A 21575-nucleotide genomic window follows, 5' to 3' on the forward strand; every position below is an offset into this window, starting at 1 on the left:
ACCTCATGAATAAACGTCCGTTGTATTTCGACTATGCCGCCACCACGCCGGTGGATGAGCGAGTTATCCAGGTGATGGTCGAGTGTCTGGGTTTCAACGCCCACTTCGGCAACCCTGCGTCCAGTTCCCATGCATTCGGCCAAGCGGCCCGGCAGAAGGTTGAGCAGGCGCGTCGCCAGGTGGCCGAGTTGGTGGGGGCGCAGGCCGAGCAGATCGTTTGGACCTCCGGTGCCACAGAATCCAACAACCTTGCGCTCAAGGGCGTGGCCCAGGCCCGTGGTGTGGCGGGTGGGCATATCATCACCAGCCAGATCGAACACAAGGCCACGCTGGACACCGCGAGGCAATTGCAGGAAGCCGGTGTGGCAGTGACTTACCTGGTACCGGATGCAGACGGCTTGATCAGCGTCGAGGCGGTCAGCGAAGCCTTGCGCGAGGACACCTTTCTTGTCTCGCTGATGCTGGTCAACAACGAACTGGGAACCCTCAACGATATCCCGGCCATTGGCGCGCGGGTGCGTGAGCAGGGCGCGTTGTTCCATGTGGACGCGGCGCAAGGGGCGGGCAAGGTGGCTATCGACCTGGCCCAGTGGCCGGTGGACCTGATGTCGTTCTCTGCTCACAAGCTGTATGGACCCAAGGGCATCGGCGCGTTATATGTCGGGCCGCGGGCGCAGCAGAAGGTATTGGCGCAGATTCACGGGGGTGGCCACGAAGGCGGTTTGCGCTCCGGCACCCTGGCGACCCACCAGATTGCCGGCATGGGCACGGCGTTTGCCCTGGCGGCGGCGTCGTTCGCCGATGAGAAGGCCACGATTGTCGCGTTGCGCCAGCGCTTGCTGGATCAGCTGGCGTCGGTTGCCGGGTTGCGTCTTAATGGCAGCCCAACCCAGCGTATTCCGCACACGCTCAGCCTCACCTTCAGCGAAGGCGAATTCAATTCAGCCGCATTGAGTGCAGGCATTGCCTTTTCCGCGACCTCAGCGTGCAATTCGGCCAGCAATGCGCCGTCCCATGTGCTCCTGGCCTTGGGGCATGACGCTCGCAGTGCCGCTCGCACTATTCGCTTGAGCCTGGGCCGGTTCACCACCGAGCAGGATATCGACCAGGCCGCGCAGTTGATCAAGGCTGCGTTGGCGAGCGCGCCGGCATTCTGGGCGGTCTGATTTATCATTCGCAACACATAACAATTATTAGTGGTTAGCAGGAGACACAATGAGTACGCAGCCTTTGACCCATGGAACGGTTCCCCAGCGCCTGGCGCACACCCGTGAATTGATGCGCCGCGAAGGCATTCATGCCCTGCTGGTGCCATCGGCGGACCCGCACCTGTCCGAATATTTGCCGGGTTACTGGCAAGGGCGTCAGTGGTTGTCCGGCTTTCATGGTTCGGTGGGCACCCTGATCGTCACGGCGGAGTTTGCCGGGGTCTGGGCGGATAGCCGTTACTGGGAACAGGCGACCAAGGAACTCAAGGGCAGCGGTATCGAGCTGGTGAAGCTGCAACCGGGTCAGCCTGGGCCGCTGGAGTGGCTGGCTGAGCAAACCCCTGAGGGTGGCGTGGTGGCGGTGGACGGTGCGGTCATGGCCGTGGCCTCGGCACGCACCCTGGGTGGCAAGTTGGCCGAGCGTGGCGCGCGTCTGCGTACCGATATCGATGTACTCAATGAAGTCTGGCAAGACCGCCCGGCGCTGCCGAACCAGCCCATCTATCAGCATCTGCCGCCCCAGGCCACCGTCAGTCGTGGCGAAAAACTGACCGCCTTGCGTGCCAGTTTGAAAGACAAGGGCGCCGACTGGCATTTCATCGCGACGCTGGATGACATCGCCTGGCTATTCAACCTGCGCGGCGCTGATGTGTCATTCAATCCGGTGTTTGTGTCCTTTGCCTTGATCAATCAACAGCAGGCCACTTTGTTTGTGGCGTTGGGCAAGGTCGATGCGCAACTGCGGGCGGTGCTTGAGCAGGATGGCGTGACCCTGCGTGATTACAGCGAGGTGGCGCAAGCGCTGCGAGCGGTACCGGCGGGCGCAAGCTTGCAAGTGGACCCCGCCCGCGTCACTGCCGGCTTGCTGGAAAACCTCGACGCGGGCGTCAAGCTGGTTGAAAGCCTCAACCCCACCACACTGGCAAAATCCCGCAAGAGCCTGGCAGACGCGGAACATATCCGCCAAGCCATGGAGCAGGATGGTGCGGCGCTGTGCGAATTCTTTGCCTGGCTCGACAGTGCCCTGGGCCGCGAGCGCATTACCGAACTGACGATTGACGAACACTTGACCGCGGCACGTACCCGCCGCCCAGGCTATGTATCGCTGAGCTTCAACACCATTGCCGCCTTCAATGCCAACGGCGCGATGCCGCATTACCACGCCACCGAAGAAGAGCATGCGCTGATCGAAGGTGATGGCTTGCTGTTGATCGACTCGGGCGGCCAGTACCTGGGCGGAACCACGGACATCACGCGGATGGTGCCCATCGGTACACCGAGTGAAGAACAAAAGCGCGATTGCACGCGGGTACTCAAGGGCGTGATTGCCCTGTCCCGTGCGCAGTTCCCCAAGGGCATTCTTTCACCGTTGCTGGATGCCATTGCCCGGGCGCCGATCTGGGCAGAAGGCGTGGACTACGGTCACGGTACAGGCCACGGCGTAGGGTATTTCCTCAACGTGCATGAGGGCCCGCAGGTGATTGCCTATCAAGCCGCTGCAGCGCCACAAACGGCGATGCAGCCAGGGATGATCACTTCAATTGAGCCGGGTACTTATCGCCCTGGTCGTTGGGGCGTGCGCATCGAGAACCTGGTGTTGAACCGGGAAGCGGACAAGACCGAGTTTGGCGAATTCCTCAAGTTCGAAACCCTGACCCTGTGCCCGATTGATACCCGGTGCCTGGAGCCGTCGTTGCTGACGGCGGATGAGCGTGAATGGTTCAACGCGTATCACGCCCAGGTGCGTGAGCGTTTGAGCCCGCTGCTCGATAGTGCAGCGCTTGAATGGTTGCAGGTGCGCACTGCGGCGATTTGATCGGATGCAGCCGGGGCATTGCCGGCTGCAATCGACATCTAGCTGAGGGCTTCACGCACAAAGTCCAGACGGTCCTGGCCAAAGAACAGCTGGTTTCCTACAAAGAAGCTGGGAGCGCCGAACACGCCGCGCTTAATGGCTTGTTCGGTTTTGTCCTTGAGAGCGTCCTTGACGGCTGCATCATTGGACAGGGCCAGTACCTGGTCGGGATCGAACCCCTGTTCGGTGAGCACATTGGCCACGACCTCTGGGTCGCCCAGGTGACGGCCTTCCACCCAGAGTGCGCGAAACAGGCAGTCGATGAAGTCGAGGAAGCGCTCAGGCTGGTGGATTTGAATGCCGGTGACAGCGCGCATCAGCAACAAGGTATTGATGGGAAAGTGCGGGTTGAACCTGAGCGGTACGTTGTAGCGTTTGGCGTAACGCGCCAGGTCATCGAGCATGTAGCGACCCTTGGCGGGCACCGTGATCGGCGAGGCATTGCCCGTGGCCTTGAATACACCGCCCAATAGCATCGGTTGATACACCACCTGTGCGCCGGTTTGGGCACACAGCGCTGGCAACTGGGTATAGGCCAGGTAAGTGGCGGGGCTGCCGAGATCAAAGAAAAACTCCAGGGTTTTACTCATGGTCTGTACTCGCTGCTTATTGTTATAGGGGCAGTCACCAGGTTTCGTTCCAGGGGCGCAGGTCCAGTTCGAACGTCCAGGCGTCCCGTGGCTGGTTGTGCAGAAACCAGTAGTTGTCGGCAATATGGTCTGGGTTGAGGAGGGCGTCCTGATCCTTGAGGGCGTACTTTTGCGGGAAATTCTCGCGGATGAAGTCGGTATCGATGGCGCCGTCGACCACCACATGGGCAACATGGATGTTCATCGGGCCTAACTCCCGCGCCATGCTTTGTGCCAGGGCGCGTATCCCGTGTTTGGCGCCGGCGAAGGCGGCAAACCCTGCGCTCCCGCGCAAGCCGGCGGTGGCGCCGGTGAACAGGATAGTGCCGCGGTTACGCGTGACCATGCGTTTGGCGACTTCCCGTGCGTTCAAGAAGCCAGAGAAGCACGCCATCTCCCAGATCTTGAAGTACTTGCGCGCGGTTTCTTCCAGAATGCTGCAAGGCACATTGGCGCCGATGTTGAAGACGAACGCTTCAATAGGCCCCAGTTCGGTTTCGATTTGCTCGACCAGTGCGATCACGTCTTCTTCTTTACGTGCATCACAGGCAAAGCCATGGGCTTCACCGCCGGCTGACTGAATGCTGTCTACCAGGGGCTGCAGTTTGTCGGCGCTGCGGCGGGTGACGCAGGCGATGTAGCCTTCGCGGGCAAAGCGTTTGGCTATGGCGCCGCCTGTTGCGTCACCGGCACCCACGACTAATACGATTTTCTTGTTGTGCGGCATGGGAACTCCATTAACTCGATGGTCGAGCAGGAGTTTAGCCTTCATGCCGCAAATGGCCGGGATTTAAAGATGAGCAGTCAGGACAGACTGCTCGGGTAACTATTTGCAGATGACGATCATGCTACGGCTGGTATAGCCGGCAGGGTTGAGACCGAAGGGGTAGTCCCCAGGCTCCTCGGAGTTATCGCCGGATTTGGCGATCACCCGGTACCCCTTGGCGCCGCATGAGTTGGCTGCACTGGTGTAGCACTGGTCCCAGGAGGAGGACAGGCCCGAACAGTTGATATGCAGCCCTTTCTTACCCCGTTTCACTTCTGTTTTTGTGGTTGCAGCACAGCCAGCGATGCCTACAACCAGCAACAGTATCAAAATTCGTTTCATTCCCATCCTTAATAGCCGCCCTGCAAAAGAACAGAGCCGCTTTACTCGCTCTCGAGCGAAGCGTTCATGCTGTCCGTGTCGAAATTCTCCATGAATGACATTCGGTTACGACCTAAACATGGCCTAAATGAGCGGCAAATACCAGAGCTGGCTTTAAAGATGATCAGTCAGCGGGTACTAACGGTTTGGATTCGTTGCGCATCGTCAACGTAGCGCCTACGGACGCCAGGATAATGCACGTGATGGCCAGCCATTGGGCCAGAGATAAATGCTCATGCAGAAAGAACAGGCCGGAGAGGGCGCCGAACGCTGGTTCGATACTCATCAAGGTGCCGAACGTACGGGCGGGAAGGCGCGTGAGTGCAACCATCTCCAACGTGTACGGCAAGGCCGTGGACAGAATCGCGACGCCGATGGCGATAGGGATCAGGGCGGGGGTCAGCAGCGCGGCGCCAGCATGCACGATGCCGATCGGCGCGACGAACAGGGCGGCAATCATCACGCCGAGTGCGGCGGTCTGAACACCATTGTCGTTCCCAGCCTTTTGGCCAAACAAGATATAGAGGGCCCAGCATCCGCCTGCGCCCAGCGCGTAAGCCGCGCCGACCCAGTCGATACCGCTACTGGCCTCGCCCATTGGAATCAACAGCAGTAGGCCGATGATCGCCAGGGCAATCCACAGGAAGTCGACAGCCCGGCGCGAGGCATAGATAGCGACGGCAAGCGGGCCTGTGAATTCCAGCGCTACTGCAATCCCCAGCGGTACGGTGCGAAGGGACATATAGAAGAGGAAGTTCATGCCGCCCAGCGCCATCCCGTAAATGATCACCGTGCGCAGGGACTTGGCCGTCAGCGTGGCGCGCCATGGGCGTAATAGCACCAACATGATCACACTGGCGAAAATCAAACGCAGAGCGGTGGTGCCTTGTGCGCCAACAATAGGGAACATGCTTTTGGCCAATGACGCACCGGATTGGATGGACGCCATGGCGATCAATAGCAGGCCGATCGGAAACAATGCGGATGCGAGGCTGCGAGGAGGGGTGGTCATTGCGGGAGTTCTTCCGAAGTCATGATCAATAAATACGTGGCGCTATGATGCTTAACTGTCAGCGTGTGAGCAATATATTGCGCAAAAACTGACTCGTAGCTATCTATATAGTGGAAGTAGCGGGTTTTTGAGGTTTTTGATAGAAAAACCGAATAATTGGGTTGACGGCAGATTCTGGAAGCCTATAATTCGCCCCACTTCCGGCGCAGTCGAAACGGAAAACTCATTGGTAAACAATGAGTTACGCAGTTCTCGACAGCAAGCTGCTTCAGTTCATCGAAGTCAAAAGGAAGTTGAAAAAGAGGTGTTGACAGCAGCGTGTAACGCTGTAGAATTCGCCTCCCGCTTACGAGAGATCGCAAGCGCAAGTGGTTGAAGTTGTTGAAGAATTCTTCGAAAACTTCTGAAAATAACCACTTGACAGCAAATGAGGCTGCTGTAGAATGCGCGCCTCGGTTGAGACGAAAGATCTTAACCAACCGCTCTTTAACAACTGAATCAAGCAATTCGTGTGGGTGCTTGTGGAGTCAGACTGATAGTCAACAAGATTATCAGCATCACAAGTTACTCCGCGAGAAATCAAAGATGTAACCAACGATTGCTGAGCCAAGTTTAGGGTTTCTTAAAAACCCAAAGATGTTTGAACTGAAGAGTTTGATCATGGCTCAGATTGAACGCTGGCGGCAGGCCTAACACATGCAAGTCGAGCGGTAGAGAGAAGCTTGCTTCTCTTGAGAGCGGCGGACGGGTGAGTAATGCCTAGGAATCTGCCTGGTAGTGGGGGATAACGTTCGGAAACGGACGCTAATACCGCATACGTCCTACGGGAGAAAGCAGGGGACCTTCGGGCCTTGCGCTATCAGATGAGCCTAGGTCGGATTAGCTAGTTGGTGAGGTAATGGCTCACCAAGGCGACGATCCGTAACTGGTCTGAGAGGATGATCAGTCACACTGGAACTGAGACACGGTCCAGACTCCTACGGGAGGCAGCAGTGGGGAATATTGGACAATGGGCGAAAGCCTGATCCAGCCATGCCGCGTGTGTGAAGAAGGTCTTCGGATTGTAAAGCACTTTAAGTTGGGAGGAAGGGTTGTAGATTAATACTCTGCAATTTTGACGTTACCGACAGAATAAGCACCGGCTAACTCTGTGCCAGCAGCCGCGGTAATACAGAGGGTGCAAGCGTTAATCGGAATTACTGGGCGTAAAGCGCGCGTAGGTGGTTTGTTAAGTTGGATGTGAAATCCCCGGGCTCAACCTGGGAACTGCATTCAAAACTGACTGACTAGAGTATGGTAGAGGGTGGTGGAATTTCCTGTGTAGCGGTGAAATGCGTAGATATAGGAAGGAACACCAGTGGCGAAGGCGACCACCTGGACTAATACTGACACTGAGGTGCGAAAGCGTGGGGAGCAAACAGGATTAGATACCCTGGTAGTCCACGCCGTAAACGATGTCAACTAGCCGTTGGAAGCCTTGAGCTTTTAGTGGCGCAGCTAACGCATTAAGTTGACCGCCTGGGGAGTACGGCCGCAAGGTTAAAACTCAAATGAATTGACGGGGGCCCGCACAAGCGGTGGAGCATGTGGTTTAATTCGAAGCAACGCGAAGAACCTTACCAGGCCTTGACATCCAATGAACTTTCTAGAGATAGATTGGTGCCTTCGGGAACATTGAGACAGGTGCTGCATGGCTGTCGTCAGCTCGTGTCGTGAGATGTTGGGTTAAGTCCCGTAACGAGCGCAACCCTTGTCCTTAGTTACCAGCACGTAATGGTGGGCACTCTAAGGAGACTGCCGGTGACAAACCGGAGGAAGGTGGGGATGACGTCAAGTCATCATGGCCCTTACGGCCTGGGCTACACACGTGCTACAATGGTCGGTACAGAGGGTTGCCAAGCCGCGAGGTGGAGCTAATCCCATAAAACCGATCGTAGTCCGGATCGCAGTCTGCAACTCGACTGCGTGAAGTCGGAATCGCTAGTAATCGCGAATCAGAATGTCGCGGTGAATACGTTCCCGGGCCTTGTACACACCGCCCGTCACACCATGGGAGTGGGTTGCACCAGAAGTAGCTAGTCTAACCTTCGGGAGGACGGTTACCACGGTGTGATTCATGACTGGGGTGAAGTCGTAACAAGGTAGCCGTAGGGGAACCTGCGGCTGGATCACCTCCTTAATCGACGACATCAGCTGCTCCATAAGTTCCCACACGAATTGCTTGATTCATTGAAGAAGACGAAAAGAAGCAGCCCGAAATTGGGTCTGTAGCTCAGTTGGTTAGAGCGCACCCCTGATAAGGGTGAGGTCGGCAGTTCGAATCTGCCCAGACCCACCAATTTTGTGTGGGAAACGCCTGTAGAAATACGGGGCCATAGCTCAGCTGGGAGAGCGCCTGCCTTGCACGCAGGAGGTCAACGGTTCGATCCCGTTTGGCTCCACCACTACTGCTTCTGTTTGTATAAAGCTTAGAAATGAGCATTCCATCGTTGTGATGGTGAATGTTGATTTCTAGTCTTTGACTAGTTCGTTCTTTAAAAATTTGGGTATGTGATAGAAAGATAGACTGAACGTTACTTTCACTGGTAACGGATCAGGCTAAGGTAAAATTTGTGAGTTCTCTTAACTGAGAAATTCGAATTTTCGGCGAATGTCGTCTTCACAGTATAACCAGATTGCTTGGGGTTATATGGTCAAGTGAAGAAGCGCATACGGTGGATGCCTTGGCAGTCAGAGGCGATGAAAGACGTGGTAGCCTGCGAAAAGCTTCGGGGAGTCGGCAAACAGACTTTGATCCGGAGATGTCTGAATGGGGGAACCCAGCCATCATAAGATGGTTATCTTGTACTGAATACATAGGTGCAAGAAGCGAACCAGGGGAACTGAAACATCTAAGTACCCTGAGGAAAAGAAATCAACCGAGATTCCCTTAGTAGTGGCGAGCGAACGGGGACTAGCCCTTAAGTGGCTTTGAGATTAGCGGAACGCTCTGGAAAGTGCGGCCATAGTGGGTGATAGCCCTGTACGCGAAAATCTCTTAGTCATGAAATCGAGTAGGACGGAGCACGAGAAACTTTGTCTGAATATGGGGGGACCATCCTCCAAGGCTAAATACTACTGACTGACCGATAGTGAACTAGTACCGTGAGGGAAAGGCGAAAAGAACCCCGGAGAGGGGAGTGAAATAGATCCTGAAACCGTATGCGTACAAGCAGTGGGAGCCCACTTTGTTGGGTGACTGCGTACCTTTTGTATAATGGGTCAGCGACTTATTTTCAGTGGCGAGCTTAACCGAATAGGGGAGGCGTAGCGAAAGCGAGTCTTAATAGGGCGTCTAGTCGCTGGGAATAGACCCGAAACCGGGCGATCTATCCATGGGCAGGTTGAAGGTTGGGTAACACTAACTGGAGGACCGAACCGACTACCGTTGAAAAGTTAGCGGATGACCTGTGGATCGGAGTGAAAGGCTAATCAAGCTCGGAGATAGCTGGTTCTCCTCGAAAGCTATTTAGGTAGCGCCTCATGTATCACTGTAGGGGGTAGAGCACTGTTTCGGCTAGGGGGTCATCCCGACTTACCAAACCGATGCAAACTCCGAATACCTACAAGTGCCGAGCATGGGAGACACACGGCGGGTGCTAACGTCCGTCGTGAAAAGGGAAACAACCCAGACCGTCAGCTAAGGTCCCAAAGTTATGGTTAAGTGGGAAACGATGTGGGAAGGCTTAGACAGCTAGGAGGTTGGCTTAGAAGCAGCCACCCTTTAAAGAAAGCGTAATAGCTCACTAGTCGAGTCGGCCTGCGCGGAAGATGTAACGGGGCTCAAACCATACACCGAAGCTACGGGTATCACGTAAGTGATGCGGTAGAGGAGCGTTCTGTAAGCCTGTGAAGGTGAGTTGAGAAGCTTGCTGGAGGTATCAGAAGTGCGAATGCTGACATGAGTAACGATAATGGGTGTGAAAAACACCCACGCCGAAAGACCAAGGTTTCCTGCGCAACGTTAATCGACGCAGGGTTAGTCGGTCCCTAAGGCGAGGCTGAAAAGCGTAGTCGATGGAAAACAGGTTAATATTCCTGTACTTCTGGTTATTGCGATGGAGGGACGGAGAAGGCTAGGCCAGCTTGGCGTTGGTTGTCCAAGTTTAAGGTGGTAGGCTGGAATCTTAGGTAAATCCGGGATTCTAAGGCCGAGAGCTGATGACGAGTTACCTTTTAGGTAACGAAGTGGTTGATGCCATGCTTCCAAGAAAAGCTTCTAAGCTTCAGGTAACCAGGAACCGTACCCCAAACCGACACAGGTGGTTGGGTAGAGAATACCAAGGCGCTTGAGAGAACTCGGGTGAAGGAACTAGGCAAAATGGCACCGTAACTTCGGGAGAAGGTGCGCCGGTGAGGGTGAAGGACTTGCTCCGTAAGCTCATGCCGGTCGAAGATACCAGGCCGCTGCGACTGTTTATTAAAAACACAGCACTCTGCAAACACGAAAGTGGACGTATAGGGTGTGACGCCTGCCCGGTGCCGGAAGGTTAATTGATGGGGTTAGCTAACGCGAAGCTCTTGATCGAAGCCCCGGTAAACGGCGGCCGTAACTATAACGGTCCTAAGGTAGCGAAATTCCTTGTCGGGTAAGTTCCGACCTGCACGAATGGCGTAACGATGGCGGCGCTGTCTCCACCCGAGACTCAGTGAAATTGAAATCGCTGTGAAGATGCAGTGTATCCGCGGCTAGACGGAAAGACCCCGTGAACCTTTACTATAGCTTTGCACTGGACTTTGAATTTGCTTGTGTAGGATAGGTGGGAGGCTTTGAAGCGTGGACGCCAGTCTGCGTGGAGCCATCCTTGAAATACCACCCTGGCAACTTTGAGGTTCTAACTCAGGTCCGTTATCCGGATCGAGGACAGTGTATGGTGGGTAGTTTGACTGGGGCGGTCTCCTCCTAAAGAGTAACGGAGGAGTACGAAGGTGCGCTCAGACCGGTCGGAAATCGGTCGTAGAGTATAAAGGCAAAAGCGCGCTTGACTGCGAGACAGACACGTCGAGCAGGTACGAAAGTAGGTCTTAGTGATCCGGTGGTTCTGTATGGAAGGGCCATCGCTCAACGGATAAAAGGTACTCCGGGGATAACAGGCTGATACCGCCCAAGAGTTCATATCGACGGCGGTGTTTGGCACCTCGATGTCGGCTCATCACATCCTGGGGCTGAAGCCGGTCCCAAGGGTATGGCTGTTCGCCATTTAAAGTGGTACGCGAGCTGGGTTTAGAACGTCGTGAGACAGTTCGGTCCCTATCTGCCGTGGACGTTTGAGATTTGAGAGGGGCTGCTCCTAGTACGAGAGGACCGGAGTGGACGAACCTCTGGTGTTCCGGTTGTCACGCCAGTGGCATTGCCGGGTAGCTATGTTCGGAATAGATAACCGCTGAAAGCATCTAAGCGGGAAACTAGCCTCAAGATGAGATCTCACTGGAACCTTGAGTTCCCTGAAGGGCCGTCGAAGACTACGACGTTGATAGGTTGGGTGTGTAAGCGCTGTGAGGCGTTGAGCTAACCAATACTAATTGCCCGTGAGGCTTGACCATATAACACCCAAGCAATTTGACTACTCTAACGAGCATCAGATTGCGGTGTGTGAAGACGAAGATGAACCGAAAGTTCGACGCTCACAAAACACCGAGATCTATCACATACCCAATTTGCTGAAGCGAGGCCAACTGGCCACGACTCAGTACCCGAATTTCTTGACGACCATAGAGCATTGGAACCACCTGATCCCATCCCGAACTCAGCAGTGAAACGATGCATCGCCGATGGTAGTGTGGGGTTTCCCCATGTGAGAGTAGGTCATCGTCAAGATTAAATTCCGAAACCCCAATTGCGAAAGCAGTTGGGGTTTTGTTTTGGGCGCTCGAAAATTTCAGCGCTTCTGGCAACATTAAATAAGCTGCCGTTGAGGGAATTCGATACAAAGTGTTTCTGCATTTTTGCTATGGTGCAGCACATTTTCACAAGGACTGATCCTTATCCGCAGGATGCGGCGTCGACCTTTTCCAACGAGATGCTGTAGAAATGCCTGAACCGATACCTATCAAAGATCACGAAAAAGAAAACCGCCTGGTCAACAAGCGCTTGCTCGCCTGCGCGTTGTTGGTGATTGGGATCACGTGTGCGCTGGTAGGGCGCATGTATTTCCTGCAGGTGGTGCAGTACGAATACCACTCCACAATTTCGGAAAACAACCGGGTCCACGTACTGCCCATCACACCGACTCGCGGCTTGATCTACGACCGTAATGGCGTGGTGCTGGCCGACAACCGCCCTAGTTATAACCTGACCATCACCCGTGAGCGCACTGCCGACCTCAAGGCTGAGCTGGACGAGATCGTCAATCTATTGCACCTGCCTGCCGAAGACCGTGCGGTGTTTGATAAGGCGCTCAAGCAGGCCCGTCACCCGTTTGTTCCCGTCACGTTGTTCTACGAGTTGACCGAAGAGCAGATCGCCGTTTTGGCCGTCAACGAGTTCCGTCTACCTGGGGTGGACGTCGAGCCACAATTCGTTCGCCACTACCCCCTGGGCGCGCACTTTGCCCACTCCATCGGCTACGTCGGCCGCATCAACGAAAAAGAATCCAAGACCCTTGATTCGGTGGAGTACCGCGGTACCCAATCCATCGGCAAAACCGGAATCGAGCGCTTTTACGAGTCAGAACTGCATGGCCATGTCGGTTATGAAGAGGTGGAGACCAACGCACAGGGCCGTGTGCTGCGCGTGCTCAAGCACACCGATCCGATCCCTGGCAAAAACATCGTCCTGAGCCTCGACGTCAAGCTACAGGAAGCCGCCGAAGAGGCCTTGGGCGACCGTCGTGGTTCGGTAGTCGCCCTGGACCCGCAAACCGGTGAAGTATTGGCCATGGTCAGTAAACCGAGTTTCGATCCGAACCTGTTCGTCACCGGCATCAGCTTCAAGGAGTACGCCGCGCTGCACGACTCCATTGACCGGCCGCTGTTCAACCGCGTGCTACGCGGGCTCTACGCGCCAGGTTCAACCATCAAGCCGGAAGTGGCCATTGCCGGTCTCGACAGTGGGGTTGTTACCCCACAAACCCGAGTCTTCGACCCGGGTTACTATCAGTTGCCAGACTTTGACCACAAATACCGCAACTGGAACCACAGCGGTGACGGCTGGGTGGACATGGACGCGGCCATCATGCGTTCCAACGACACTTACTTCTACGACCTGGCCCATAAGCTCGGGATCGACCGCCTGCACGACTATCTGGCCGAGTTCGGCCTGGGCCAGAAAGTGTCCCTGGATATGTTCGAAGAATCTGCCGGCCTGATGCCATCCCAAGCCTGGAAGCGTGCGACCCGTCGCCAGCCGTGGTTCCCAGGCGAAACCGTGATCCTAGGCATTGGCCAAGGCTATATGCAGGTCACGCCACTGCAATTGGCCCAGGCCACAGCATTGATCGCCAACAAAGGTGTATGGAACCGGCCGCACCTGGCCAAGACCATTAACGGTGTGGCTCCGGTAGATGAACACCCGATGCCCAACGTTGTGCTCAAGGACCCGCGTGACTGGGAGCAGGTCAACCATGGCATGCAATTGGTGATGCACGATCCCCGCGGTATCGCCCGAGCGGCAGCGCAAGGCGCGCAATACCGCATTGCCGGCAAGAGTGGTACCGCCCAGGTGGTGGCAATCAAGCAGGGTGAGCGCTACAACCGCAACAAGACGTTGGAGCGGCATCGCGATAACGCCTTGTTCGTCGGCTTCGCGCCGGCCGAACATCCGAAAATCGTGATTTCAGTCATGATCGAAAACGGTGAGGCCGGCGGCCGTGTAGCCGGGCCCGTGGTCCGACAGATCATGGATGCCTGGCTGCTCGACCAGGAAGGCCACCTCAAGCCGCAATATGCAGCGCCGGCCAAGGCTCCCGGCGATCCACGGGTTTGACTCAGACCTTCCATTCGTCCCAGCGCGCTACGCCGTCATAGGCCAGCCAGGGCACTTCATGGGCCGTCCAGATATGCGAGGTAGGCCTGACGCCCGGATCATCATCCAGCGTCGCCACCCGCACGATCACGTGGGGTTGATGCCCACGTTCAGCAATCAGATGTGAGCCGCAGCGCGAGCAGAAATGTCTGAATTTGCCCGGCGAAGATTCAAAGGACGACAGCAGTTCCTCACCCTGCGTCCAGTGAAAATGCTCACGCATCACCCCGGCCGTGGCGACAAACGCGGCCGCGTGTGCCTTGCGGCAGCTTTCGCAGTGGCAGTGGCTGATGGGCATGTCCAGGCTGTCCACTTGGTAGCGCACACCTTTGCACAAGCAACTTCCATTCAGTGGGTCAGTCATAACCTATGGCCAGGCAAGGAGGGGGTCATCATCATCGCGCACAATGCAAGGTTGCGCATTGGTTGATGTCACCTACTGTTCAATGAAGGAGGTGACTTATGCACGTATTAGATCGCATCGAACGCAAAGTCCTGCTCAACGCACCACGTAAACAGATTTGGGAGGCACTCACGCAGGCCGAGCAATTTGGTAACTGGTTCGGTATCGCGCTTGAAGGTAAAACGTTTGTGGCCGGAGAAACCATCGAAGCACCCATTACCTACCCAGGTTACGAACATGTCGTGTGGAAGGCCAGGATCGAACGCATCCTGCCACAAACGCTGTTTTCTTTCTGGTGGCATCCTTTCGCAGTGAAAGAGGGCGTCGACTACGACAAGGAAACACCGACGCTGGTGGAGTTCACGATTGAAGACCGCGCTCCAGGCATCCTCTTGCGGGTCGTCGAGTCCGGTTTTGACCAGATCCCCGAAGCGCGGCGCCAGAAAGCCTTCAAGATGAACTCCCGTGGCTGGGACGAACAAATGGGCAATATCGAAAGCTATCTGAATCAAGCCTGACCCGAACGGGCATCATGGTTGATGCCCGGCTTCACGCCAGCGTGCATTCGATGGCTTTAGAAACTCATCTGCCACTGGCCGACCACCGCATGATTGCGGCTATTGCTGCCCAACTCGCCGTTGTAGCCGACGCTCAGGTTCTGCTGCGCAGACAAACCCACCGCCAACCCCACTTCAACCATCAAACTGTCGCGGTCCAGCGCGCTGCCTTCAACATTGAAGGCGTCGCCGCCGATCAAAAAAGCCTGCCGAGTCTTGCTGTCGACATTGCCATAGAGGTGCCGCCAGCCGAAGCTGGCCTGCGGGGTCAGGCTGATGCCATTGTCCAGTTGGCTCAGATGAGCCAGGCGCACCCCGAAGGTACTGCTGACATTGTCCTGGGTTTGTGCATCCACCTTGAGCGAAGCATCGCCGCCTTTCTCGCGGTAGTTGTCGCGGTGATAGCGCTGATAGCCGAGGTTGGCGAAGGGCTCGATATTCAATCGGCCGTTACCCAGCATGTAACCCAGTTCGGCAAAGGCTTGCTGGCTATCGGCGTCGTAATCACCCTTGGGGCGCTCGCTGAAACCTGCGAACTCTACTGTGCGCTTGTTGTTACCCCTGTGTTGGCTGTACGCAGCCCCCAGGCGCAACGCCAATGGGCCATCCTGGCGTACGGCATATGCCCCCGCGTGCCAGCTGCGTAATGAGTTATCGACGTTGTGGCTGTCCATATCGGTCTTCGAATAGCCGCCCAGTACACCCAGGCGCCAGAGCGGCGACAAGGACCAGTCAATACCCAGCAGGCTGCCTTGTGTACGCTGCTGTGAAGACTCGTTACCGTGCTGGCCATCAAGCTTGCCGTAGCTGCCGAGACCTTGCAGCCACACACGGCCTCGTGCGTTTGGATCATTCAAGTTGCGCGCACTGCTGGGGATGCCAGTTGCGGCAAGCTCAGGTGTTTGCGCCGACTCAAGCCCGACGAGCAAGCTTGAACTGCTGCTCATCTGACGCATGGCCGACAGCATAGACGTGCCCACTTGGCTGCTGGCCGCCAGTGTGGCACTGGCGAGGTTGGCGTTGCTGCTGCCTGCCAGGGCCTCGAGCGCGGCGCTGGCCGTGGTCTCCGAGGTGGCCAGCAGCGCGTCGTAGAGCGGGTTGGGGTTTGGCATCATGGAGGGCGGGGGGAAACTGCCATCCCAGTTGCTCCAGTGGCTCCACGTGATGGACTCGATGCTGTTGACTGCGCGGGCGGCGTTACTGGTACGGGCGTAATCGATGAACTCGACATCGTTGCGTGTGTAGCTCAGGTTCACCCGGTTATTGTCGTAGCTGAGTGTTGGCGTCAGGAAGGCGTAGTAGCTGCGCAGGTTGGAGTCATCAAAGGTCCCCGTGATGCTGCCTGCTTGCAGGACCGTGTACGTGCTGTGCCAGGGATAGTCCATCGAGTAACCGGGCTGCGGCCACAAATAGGCACCGTTGAGGCTGGCATTGCCGACCACATGGGTTGTCGCAGCACTGTCGTCGGGATAAGTAGCGAACTCGAATACAGAGCCTGGCTTCATGATCAGGTTGCCGTTGACCTGAGGAGCGCCGACAACGATATCCGTGATCAATCTCCCGCTGACGGTAAGATTGTTGACTGAGCCTCGGCCCCGGTAAGTCGCGCCTTGGTCGACGATCACGTCACCAGCGATGTTGCCCTGGTTGTTCAAGTGACCATTGGCAGAGAGGCGCGCGCCTTCGCTGAAATCGCCGCGACCATTGAGTACCCAGTAGCCGCGACGCACTTGTAGTACGTCAAAATTGCGCGTCGCCTCGACCGTCCCGTCGGGTTCGCGCGTATCTGAAGGATAATATTGGTAGCCTTCCAGAATCATGGTGTTATGCCCTGCGCCGCCGTCAACTAACCCCTCAAAACGGGCGCCGGGGTACAGCGTCAAGGTGTCGTTGCCGCCCCCCATGTCCAGGGCTACACCATTACCCCCGCTGATCAGGGCACCGTTGAATACCCGGTCGTCGAAATTACCGATAAAACGCGCGCCATAGCCATCAAGCCCACGCAGGTCGACGAAATTTCTCAGCTCCGTTGCGCCGGTTGCCGGCCCATCATGGCCATCACTGACTAAGAGGCCATTGTTGGCACCTGTGATTGAGCCGGTACGTGGAATGCCTGTGGAAGGATCAAACCTGCCGCCGTTGAAGAGGTAGCCACCGCCAATCGATACCCCATCGCTGGTGTTGGCTCGTCCATTTTTGTTCGCTCCACTGGCGCCCAATGCCCGGATAACGCCAGAGTTTTCGATGTGGGCAATGCCTCCTATGCGTAGGCCATCGCCGTCGATATTCTCCAGGCGTCCTTCTCGTGCGCCAGTGATCGTGCCGTCGTTGTAAACCGTGGCATCACCCGTTATCGAAACCCCAGCGCCGTCACGTCCGGCAAGCGTGCCATTGTTGCTCAGCAAATTGAGTTGTTCGCCTGAGATTGCATGCTGGGCGCCGGAGATTACCCCGGTGTTGTCGATGCGCACATCGGTCGCAGCGCCCAGGCTGATCCCGTCTAATCTATCGGCAGTAATCGAGCCGTCATTTTGAATGAAGACATTGCGCTGCCAATCAGGCAGGTTTTGGCGAACGCTGACGGCGGTCGTATGGGTGGTGATGCTGCCGGTCTTGGTCACCCACAAACTGGGAGTGTAAAAATAGCCACTGCCCACGGTGAGCGGGGTATTGGTTGGGGTATCGATGAATACTTGAGCAAGGCTGGCGGGAGAAAGCGAGGCGCCGGAAACAATCAACGAAATAGTCAGGGCCAGACGGCGGGGGACGAACGACATGCGCGAAATCCTTTTCTTGAATCGCGCTATCTTCCTATATAGCCATTTGATATTGCCAGCGCATTCTTATCCTAAAAAGCGATGACATCCTTTTTATGATATTGCGCGCTAGGTGTGCGTTTACCCGCCGCCTTGGCCCGGATGCCGAGTAGAATCACGCCCTGAACGCGATTCTTGAGGTGCGGTACGGTGGATTTACAGCAGGGTTTTGTCCTGACCCGGCATTGGCGCGATACCCCGGCGGGCACGGAGGTCAGCTTCTGGCTGGCCACCGACCAAGGGCCACGGTGCATTCGCCTACCCGTGCAAACCTCGGTGGTGTTCATCCCGGAGGCTCATCGCAAGCCGCTCGATTGGTTGCTCAAGGGCGAGCGCGATCTTGAGTTGCGCCCGTTGCAGCTGTGCGACTTTCATCACCGCCCGGTCCTGGGCCTGTATGCGCGCCAGCACCGCCAGTTGATGGACATCGAAAAGCGCCTGCGCGCTGCCGGGGTCGATGTCTACGAAGGTGACGTGCGCCCGCCGGAGCGCTACATGATGGAGCGCTTTATCACCGCCCCGGTGTGGTTCGGTGGCACGCCGGATGCGAGCGGTACCTTGCTCGACGCGCAGATGAAGCCCGCCCCCGACTACCGTCCGCCCTTGAAGCTGGTGTCTCTGGACATCGAGACCACCGCAAAGGGCGATCTCTACTCCATCGCCCTTGAAGGCTGCGGCGAGCGCCAGGTGTACATGCTCGGCCCGCCGAACAAAACCGACGCCGTGGATTTCAAGCTCGACTATTGCGACACCCGAGCTCAACTGCTCGAACGCCTCAACCAATGGCTGGCCACGTTTGACCCCGACGCGATCATCGGCTGGAATGTGGTGCAGTTCGACCTGCGCGTCCTCCACGAACACGCCCAACGCCTGAACGTGCCGCTGTTGCTGGGACGTGGCGGTGAGGCCATGGCCTGGCGCGAACACGGCAGCCGCAATCACTACTTCGCGGCGGCGGCGGGGCGGTTGATCATCGACGGTATTGAAGCGCTGCGTTCGGCCACCTGGAGTTTTGAATCCTTCAGCCTGGAAAACGTCGCGCAAACCCTGCTCGGCGAAGGCAAGGACATCTCTACGCCGTACCAGCGCATGGACGAAATCAACCGCATGTTCGCCGAGGACAAGCCCGCCCTGGCGCGCTACAACCTCAAGGACTGCGAACTGGTCACGCGGATTTTCGAGAAGACCGAGCTGCTCAAGTTCCTGCTCGAACGCGCCAGCGTCACCGGGTTGCCGGCCGACCGTAACGGCGGCTCGGTGGCCGCCTTCACCCACCTGTACATGCCGTTGATGCACCGCCAGGGTTTCGTCGCGCCGAACCTGGGCGACAAACCGCCCCAAGCCAGCCCCGGCGGGTTTGTCATGGACTCACGCCCGGGCCTTTACGAGTCGGTGCTGGTACTGGACTACAAAAGTCTTTACCCGTCGATCATCCGCAGTTTCCTGATCGACCCGGTGGGCTTGATCGAAGGCCTCAAGCATCCCGACGACAGCGACTCGGTGGAAGGCTTTCGCGGGGCGCGCTTCTCCCGCACCCGGCATTGCCTGCCGTCCATCGTCACCCGCGTGTCCGAAGGCCGCGAAGAGGCCAAGCGCGAGCGCAATGCGCCGCTCTCCCAGGCACTGAAGATCATCATGAACGCCTTTTACGGTGTACTCGGTTCCAGCGGCTGTCGGTTCTTCGACACCCGGCTGGCGTCCTCGATCACCCTGCGGGGGCACCAGATCATGCGCCAGACCCGCGCGTTGGTTGAGGCCCAAGGGTACGAGGTGATTTACGGCGACACCGACTCCACGTTCGTCTGGCTGGGCAGCGCGCAGTCTGCGCAGGACGCCAATCGCATCGGCCTGGCGCTGGTGCAGCACGTCAACGACTGGTGGCGCGCGCACCTGAGCAACGAGTACGGCCTGCAAAGCGCTCTGGAGCTGCAATACGAAACCCACTTCAGCCGCTTCCTGATGCCGACCATTCGTGGCGCCGAGGAGGGCAGCAAAAAGCGCTATGCCGGCCTGGTCGTACGCGAAGATGGCAGCGAAGAAATGGTCTACAAGGGCCTGGAAACCGTGCGCAGCGACTGGTCGCCCCTGGCTCGGCAATTCCAGCAGGAACTCTACCAACGCATCTTCCATCGCCAACCCCATCAGGACTACATACGCGACTACGTGCGGCGTACCTTGAGCGGCGAATTCGATGAGTTGCTGATCTACCGCAAACGTCTGCGCCGGCCCTTGCACGACTACGAACGCAACGTCCCGCCCCACGTACGCGCCGCGCGCCTGGCAGACGAGTACAACGATCGCCTGGGCCGCCCGCGCCAGTACCAGCGCGGTGGCTGGATCAGCTACGTGATCAGCGTCAACGGCCCGGAACCGCTGGAAGTGCGGCAGGCGCCCATCGACTACGACCACTACGTCACGCGCCAGTTGCAGCCCGTCGCAGACGCGATTCTGCCGTTCGTGAATGATGATTTCGGCACGTTGGTGGGCGGGCAAATGGGGCTATTCTAGCTAATCGACCCCAGGCTCACTATTGCCCTTGGCTCAGGAGGAAACGCCCATGTACACCCTCTATGGCACCGACGAATCCGGCTCCTGCATGATCGAAATTGCCCTGCAACGCTGCGCGGTGCCGTGGCATCGTGTGGAGGCCAGTTCCTGGCAGGAAGGCGAGGGCAGTGACGCGCTTGCACGTATCAATCCACTCAAGCAGATCCCCACGCTGGTTACTCCAAATGGTCAGGTACTGACCGAAAGCGCCGCGATCCTGATCCACCTGGGCCTGGAGTATCCCAAGGCCGAGTTGCTGGCCGGCGATCGTACGCAGATCCTGCGCGGCTTGCTGTATATCGCCGCCAACTGCTATTCGGCGATCGGCATCATCGACTACCCGCAACGCTGGTTGGGCAATGCCGATGAGGCGCAGCAAGCGCAACTGGTCAGCGGCACACGGCGCTACCTGCATCAGGCCTGGGTCGTGTTTGCCGATCAGTTTGCCGGCCAGCTGTTTACCCCGAGCAATGTGCCGAATGCACTGGGCATCATGGCGGCGGCGGTGTCGCGTTGGGACGACGCGCGCGCGGTGCTCGGCAATCTGGCGCCGGGCTTTGCGCAGAGCCTGGAGCGGGTAGACGCTGACCCTGTCGTGGCCCCCGTTTTTGCCCGGCATTGGCCGCAGTGGAAGGCCTCGTAACCGGAAGAAACAATGACCCGGCCACTGTCCAAGCCCTTGCGTAGCGGGCTTCCTGACCTACGCTTCTCAAAGTGGTGTAGGAATCATCCTTGAATTTGGCTGTCGCAGACATGAAACTCAAGAACCCTGCATGGAATTCAAAGGAGGTGCGCATGCTCATCCGGTCGCTGACCCTGGCTACCTTGATGGCTTTTACGGGGCCGTTGTTGGCCGCTGATGATAATCCGCTCAAGCAGGAATTGGGCAAGACGCGCCCCCTGGTGGTCGTGGAGCTTGATGCTGGAAACCCGACACTGGCAACGCTGAAGAAACAATTGGAAGAGGCTGCCACCAAGCAGTCCTTCGAAGAGCGCAGCATGGTGTTCTACACAGTCAAGTTCGGCAGTATCGGCGCCGAAGGGGAGAAGTTCGCCAAGGACCCAAAGGACAGTAAAAAGCTCACGCCGCCAGAAACCAACGCGCTGATCCGCGCCCTCAAGCTCGGGGTCGGCAGCGGCACCAAGGTGATCCTGGTTGGCAAGGACGGCGAGAAGAAACTCGAAAAAACCGTCCCCCCGGACAGCCTCGACCTGAAGGAATTCTTCAGCGCCATCGACCAGATGCCCCAGGCGGAAAAGGAGCTTGCCGCGCCCGCGGAGCCAGAGCCTGTTCCAGCCGCGCCAGCGGCTCCGGCCAAGGGCAGCAAACCCGCCAAGCCCGGCAGCAAATCCCCAAAGCCACTGGAGGATTAACAGGTCCTCATCCCACCCCTGTGGT

General features: G+C 57.3%; 13 protein-coding genes, 2 tRNA genes and 3 rRNA genes. 12 read left to right on the forward strand and 6 right to left on the reverse strand.

Annotation, left to right across the window (positions count from 1 at the left end; translation table 11 throughout):
* Nucleotides 1-5 precede the first annotated feature (5 nt).
* Together V8689_RS10125 and V8689_RS10130 are read left to right on the forward strand one after the other, a co-directional pair.
* Nucleotides 6-1166, forward strand: coding sequence for a cysteine desulfurase family protein (locus tag V8689_RS10125; protein ID WP_056788391.1), 1161 nt, complete (start codon nt 6-8; stop codon nt 1164-1166).
* Between the two features lie 49 nt (nt 1167-1215).
* Nucleotides 1216-3024 (forward strand): aminopeptidase P family protein, encoded by a 1809-nt coding sequence (locus V8689_RS10130; protein ID WP_056788389.1) that lies wholly within the window; start codon nt 1216-1218, stop codon nt 3022-3024.
* A 38-nt stretch (nt 3025-3062) separates the two neighbouring features.
* Here V8689_RS10130 and V8689_RS10135 read toward each other — a convergent pair whose 3' ends face one another.
* From V8689_RS10135 to rhtA, 4 genes are all read right to left on the reverse strand, one after another.
* Nucleotides 3063-3653, reverse strand: a complete 591-nt coding sequence (locus V8689_RS10135) for a 2-hydroxychromene-2-carboxylate isomerase (RefSeq protein ID WP_056788386.1) — start codon at nt 3651-3653, stop codon at nt 3063-3065.
* A gap of 34 nt (nt 3654-3687) precedes the next feature.
* A complete protein-coding gene (locus V8689_RS10140) occupies nt 3688-4419 on the reverse strand; it encodes an SDR family oxidoreductase (RefSeq protein WP_056788382.1) in 732 nt (243 codons plus the stop codon).
* A gap of 99 nt (nt 4420-4518) precedes the next feature.
* On the reverse strand, nt 4519-4800 hold the full coding sequence (locus tag V8689_RS10145) for a hypothetical protein (RefSeq protein ID WP_003190182.1): 282 nt from the start codon (nt 4798-4800) through the stop codon (nt 4519-4521).
* A 163-nt stretch (nt 4801-4963) separates the two neighbouring features.
* Complete coding sequence (rhtA, locus tag V8689_RS10150) at nt 4964-5851, reverse strand: threonine/homoserine exporter RhtA (protein ID WP_038449645.1); 888 nt, start codon at nt 5849-5851, stop codon at nt 4964-4966.
* A gap of 642 nt (nt 5852-6493) precedes the next feature.
* Between rhtA and V8689_RS10155 the strand changes: the two genes are divergently transcribed.
* The 6 genes from V8689_RS10155 (at nt 6494) to mrdA (ending at nt 13814) form a co-directional block, all read left to right on the forward strand.
* Nucleotides 6494-8030 (forward strand): 16S ribosomal RNA (locus V8689_RS10155).
* 82 nt (nt 8031-8112) lie between these two features.
* Nucleotides 8113-8189 (forward strand) — tRNA-Ile (locus V8689_RS10160).
* 30 nt (nt 8190-8219) lie between these two features.
* A tRNA-Ala gene (locus V8689_RS10165) sits at nt 8220-8295 on the forward strand.
* A gap of 247 nt (nt 8296-8542) precedes the next feature.
* A 23S ribosomal RNA gene (locus V8689_RS10170) occupies nt 8543-11434 on the forward strand.
* Between the two features lie 158 nt (nt 11435-11592).
* A 5S ribosomal RNA gene (gene rrf, locus V8689_RS10175) occupies nt 11593-11708 on the forward strand.
* Together the 16S, 23S and 5S rRNA genes with 2 tRNA genes alongside form the textbook arrangement of a ribosomal RNA operon.
* 213 nt (nt 11709-11921) lie before the next feature.
* Nucleotides 11922-13814 carry a penicillin-binding protein 2 gene (gene mrdA / locus V8689_RS10180; RefSeq protein ID WP_056788216.1) on the forward strand — a complete coding sequence of 631 codons (1893 nt, stop codon included), beginning with the start codon at nt 11922-11924 and terminating at the stop codon, nt 13812-13814.
* Nucleotide 13815: 1 nt separating this feature from the next.
* Here mrdA and V8689_RS10185 read toward each other — a convergent pair whose 3' ends face one another.
* The gene (locus V8689_RS10185; RefSeq protein ID WP_056788219.1) at nt 13816-14217 is read right to left on the reverse strand and encodes a GFA family protein; all 402 of its coding nucleotides are present in this window, start codon (nt 14215-14217) and stop codon (nt 13816-13818) included.
* Nucleotides 14218-14315: 98 nt separating this feature from the next.
* On the opposite strand from V8689_RS10185, the gene V8689_RS10190 reads away from it, so the two are divergent.
* Complete coding sequence (locus tag V8689_RS10190) at nt 14316-14774, forward strand: SRPBCC family protein (RefSeq protein ID WP_056788222.1); 459 nt, start codon at nt 14316-14318, stop codon at nt 14772-14774.
* Between the two features lie 56 nt (nt 14775-14830).
* Here V8689_RS10190 and V8689_RS10195 read toward each other — a convergent pair whose 3' ends face one another.
* Nucleotides 14831-17590, reverse strand: coding sequence for an autotransporter outer membrane beta-barrel domain-containing protein (locus V8689_RS10195; protein WP_060766052.1), 2760 nt, complete (start codon nt 17588-17590; stop codon nt 14831-14833).
* A gap of 189 nt (nt 17591-17779) precedes the next feature.
* On the opposite strand from V8689_RS10195, the gene V8689_RS10200 reads away from it, so the two are divergent.
* The 3 genes from V8689_RS10200 to V8689_RS10210 all read left to right on the forward strand — a co-directional run bounded on the left by V8689_RS10200 (nt 17780) and on the right by V8689_RS10210 (nt 21550).
* Nucleotides 17780-20137 carry a DNA polymerase II gene (locus V8689_RS10200; RefSeq protein WP_056788228.1) on the forward strand — a complete coding sequence of 786 codons (2358 nt, stop codon included), beginning with the start codon at nt 17780-17782 and terminating at the stop codon, nt 20135-20137.
* Nucleotides 20138-20186: 49 nt separating this feature from the next.
* Nucleotides 20187-20819, forward strand: coding sequence for a glutathione S-transferase N-terminal domain-containing protein (locus V8689_RS10205; protein ID WP_056788231.1), 633 nt, complete (start codon nt 20187-20189; stop codon nt 20817-20819).
* A gap of 152 nt (nt 20820-20971) precedes the next feature.
* Nucleotides 20972-21550: a DUF4174 domain-containing protein gene (locus V8689_RS10210; protein WP_056788234.1), complete on the forward strand. Its 579-nt coding sequence runs from the start codon at nt 20972-20974 to the stop codon at nt 21548-21550.
* Nucleotides 21551-21575 lie beyond the last annotated feature (25 nt).

This window comes from Pseudomonas sp. AK181 (assembly GCF_051122975.1).
GTDB lineage: Bacteria > Pseudomonadota > Gammaproteobacteria > Pseudomonadales > Pseudomonadaceae > Aquipseudomonas > Aquipseudomonas lactis.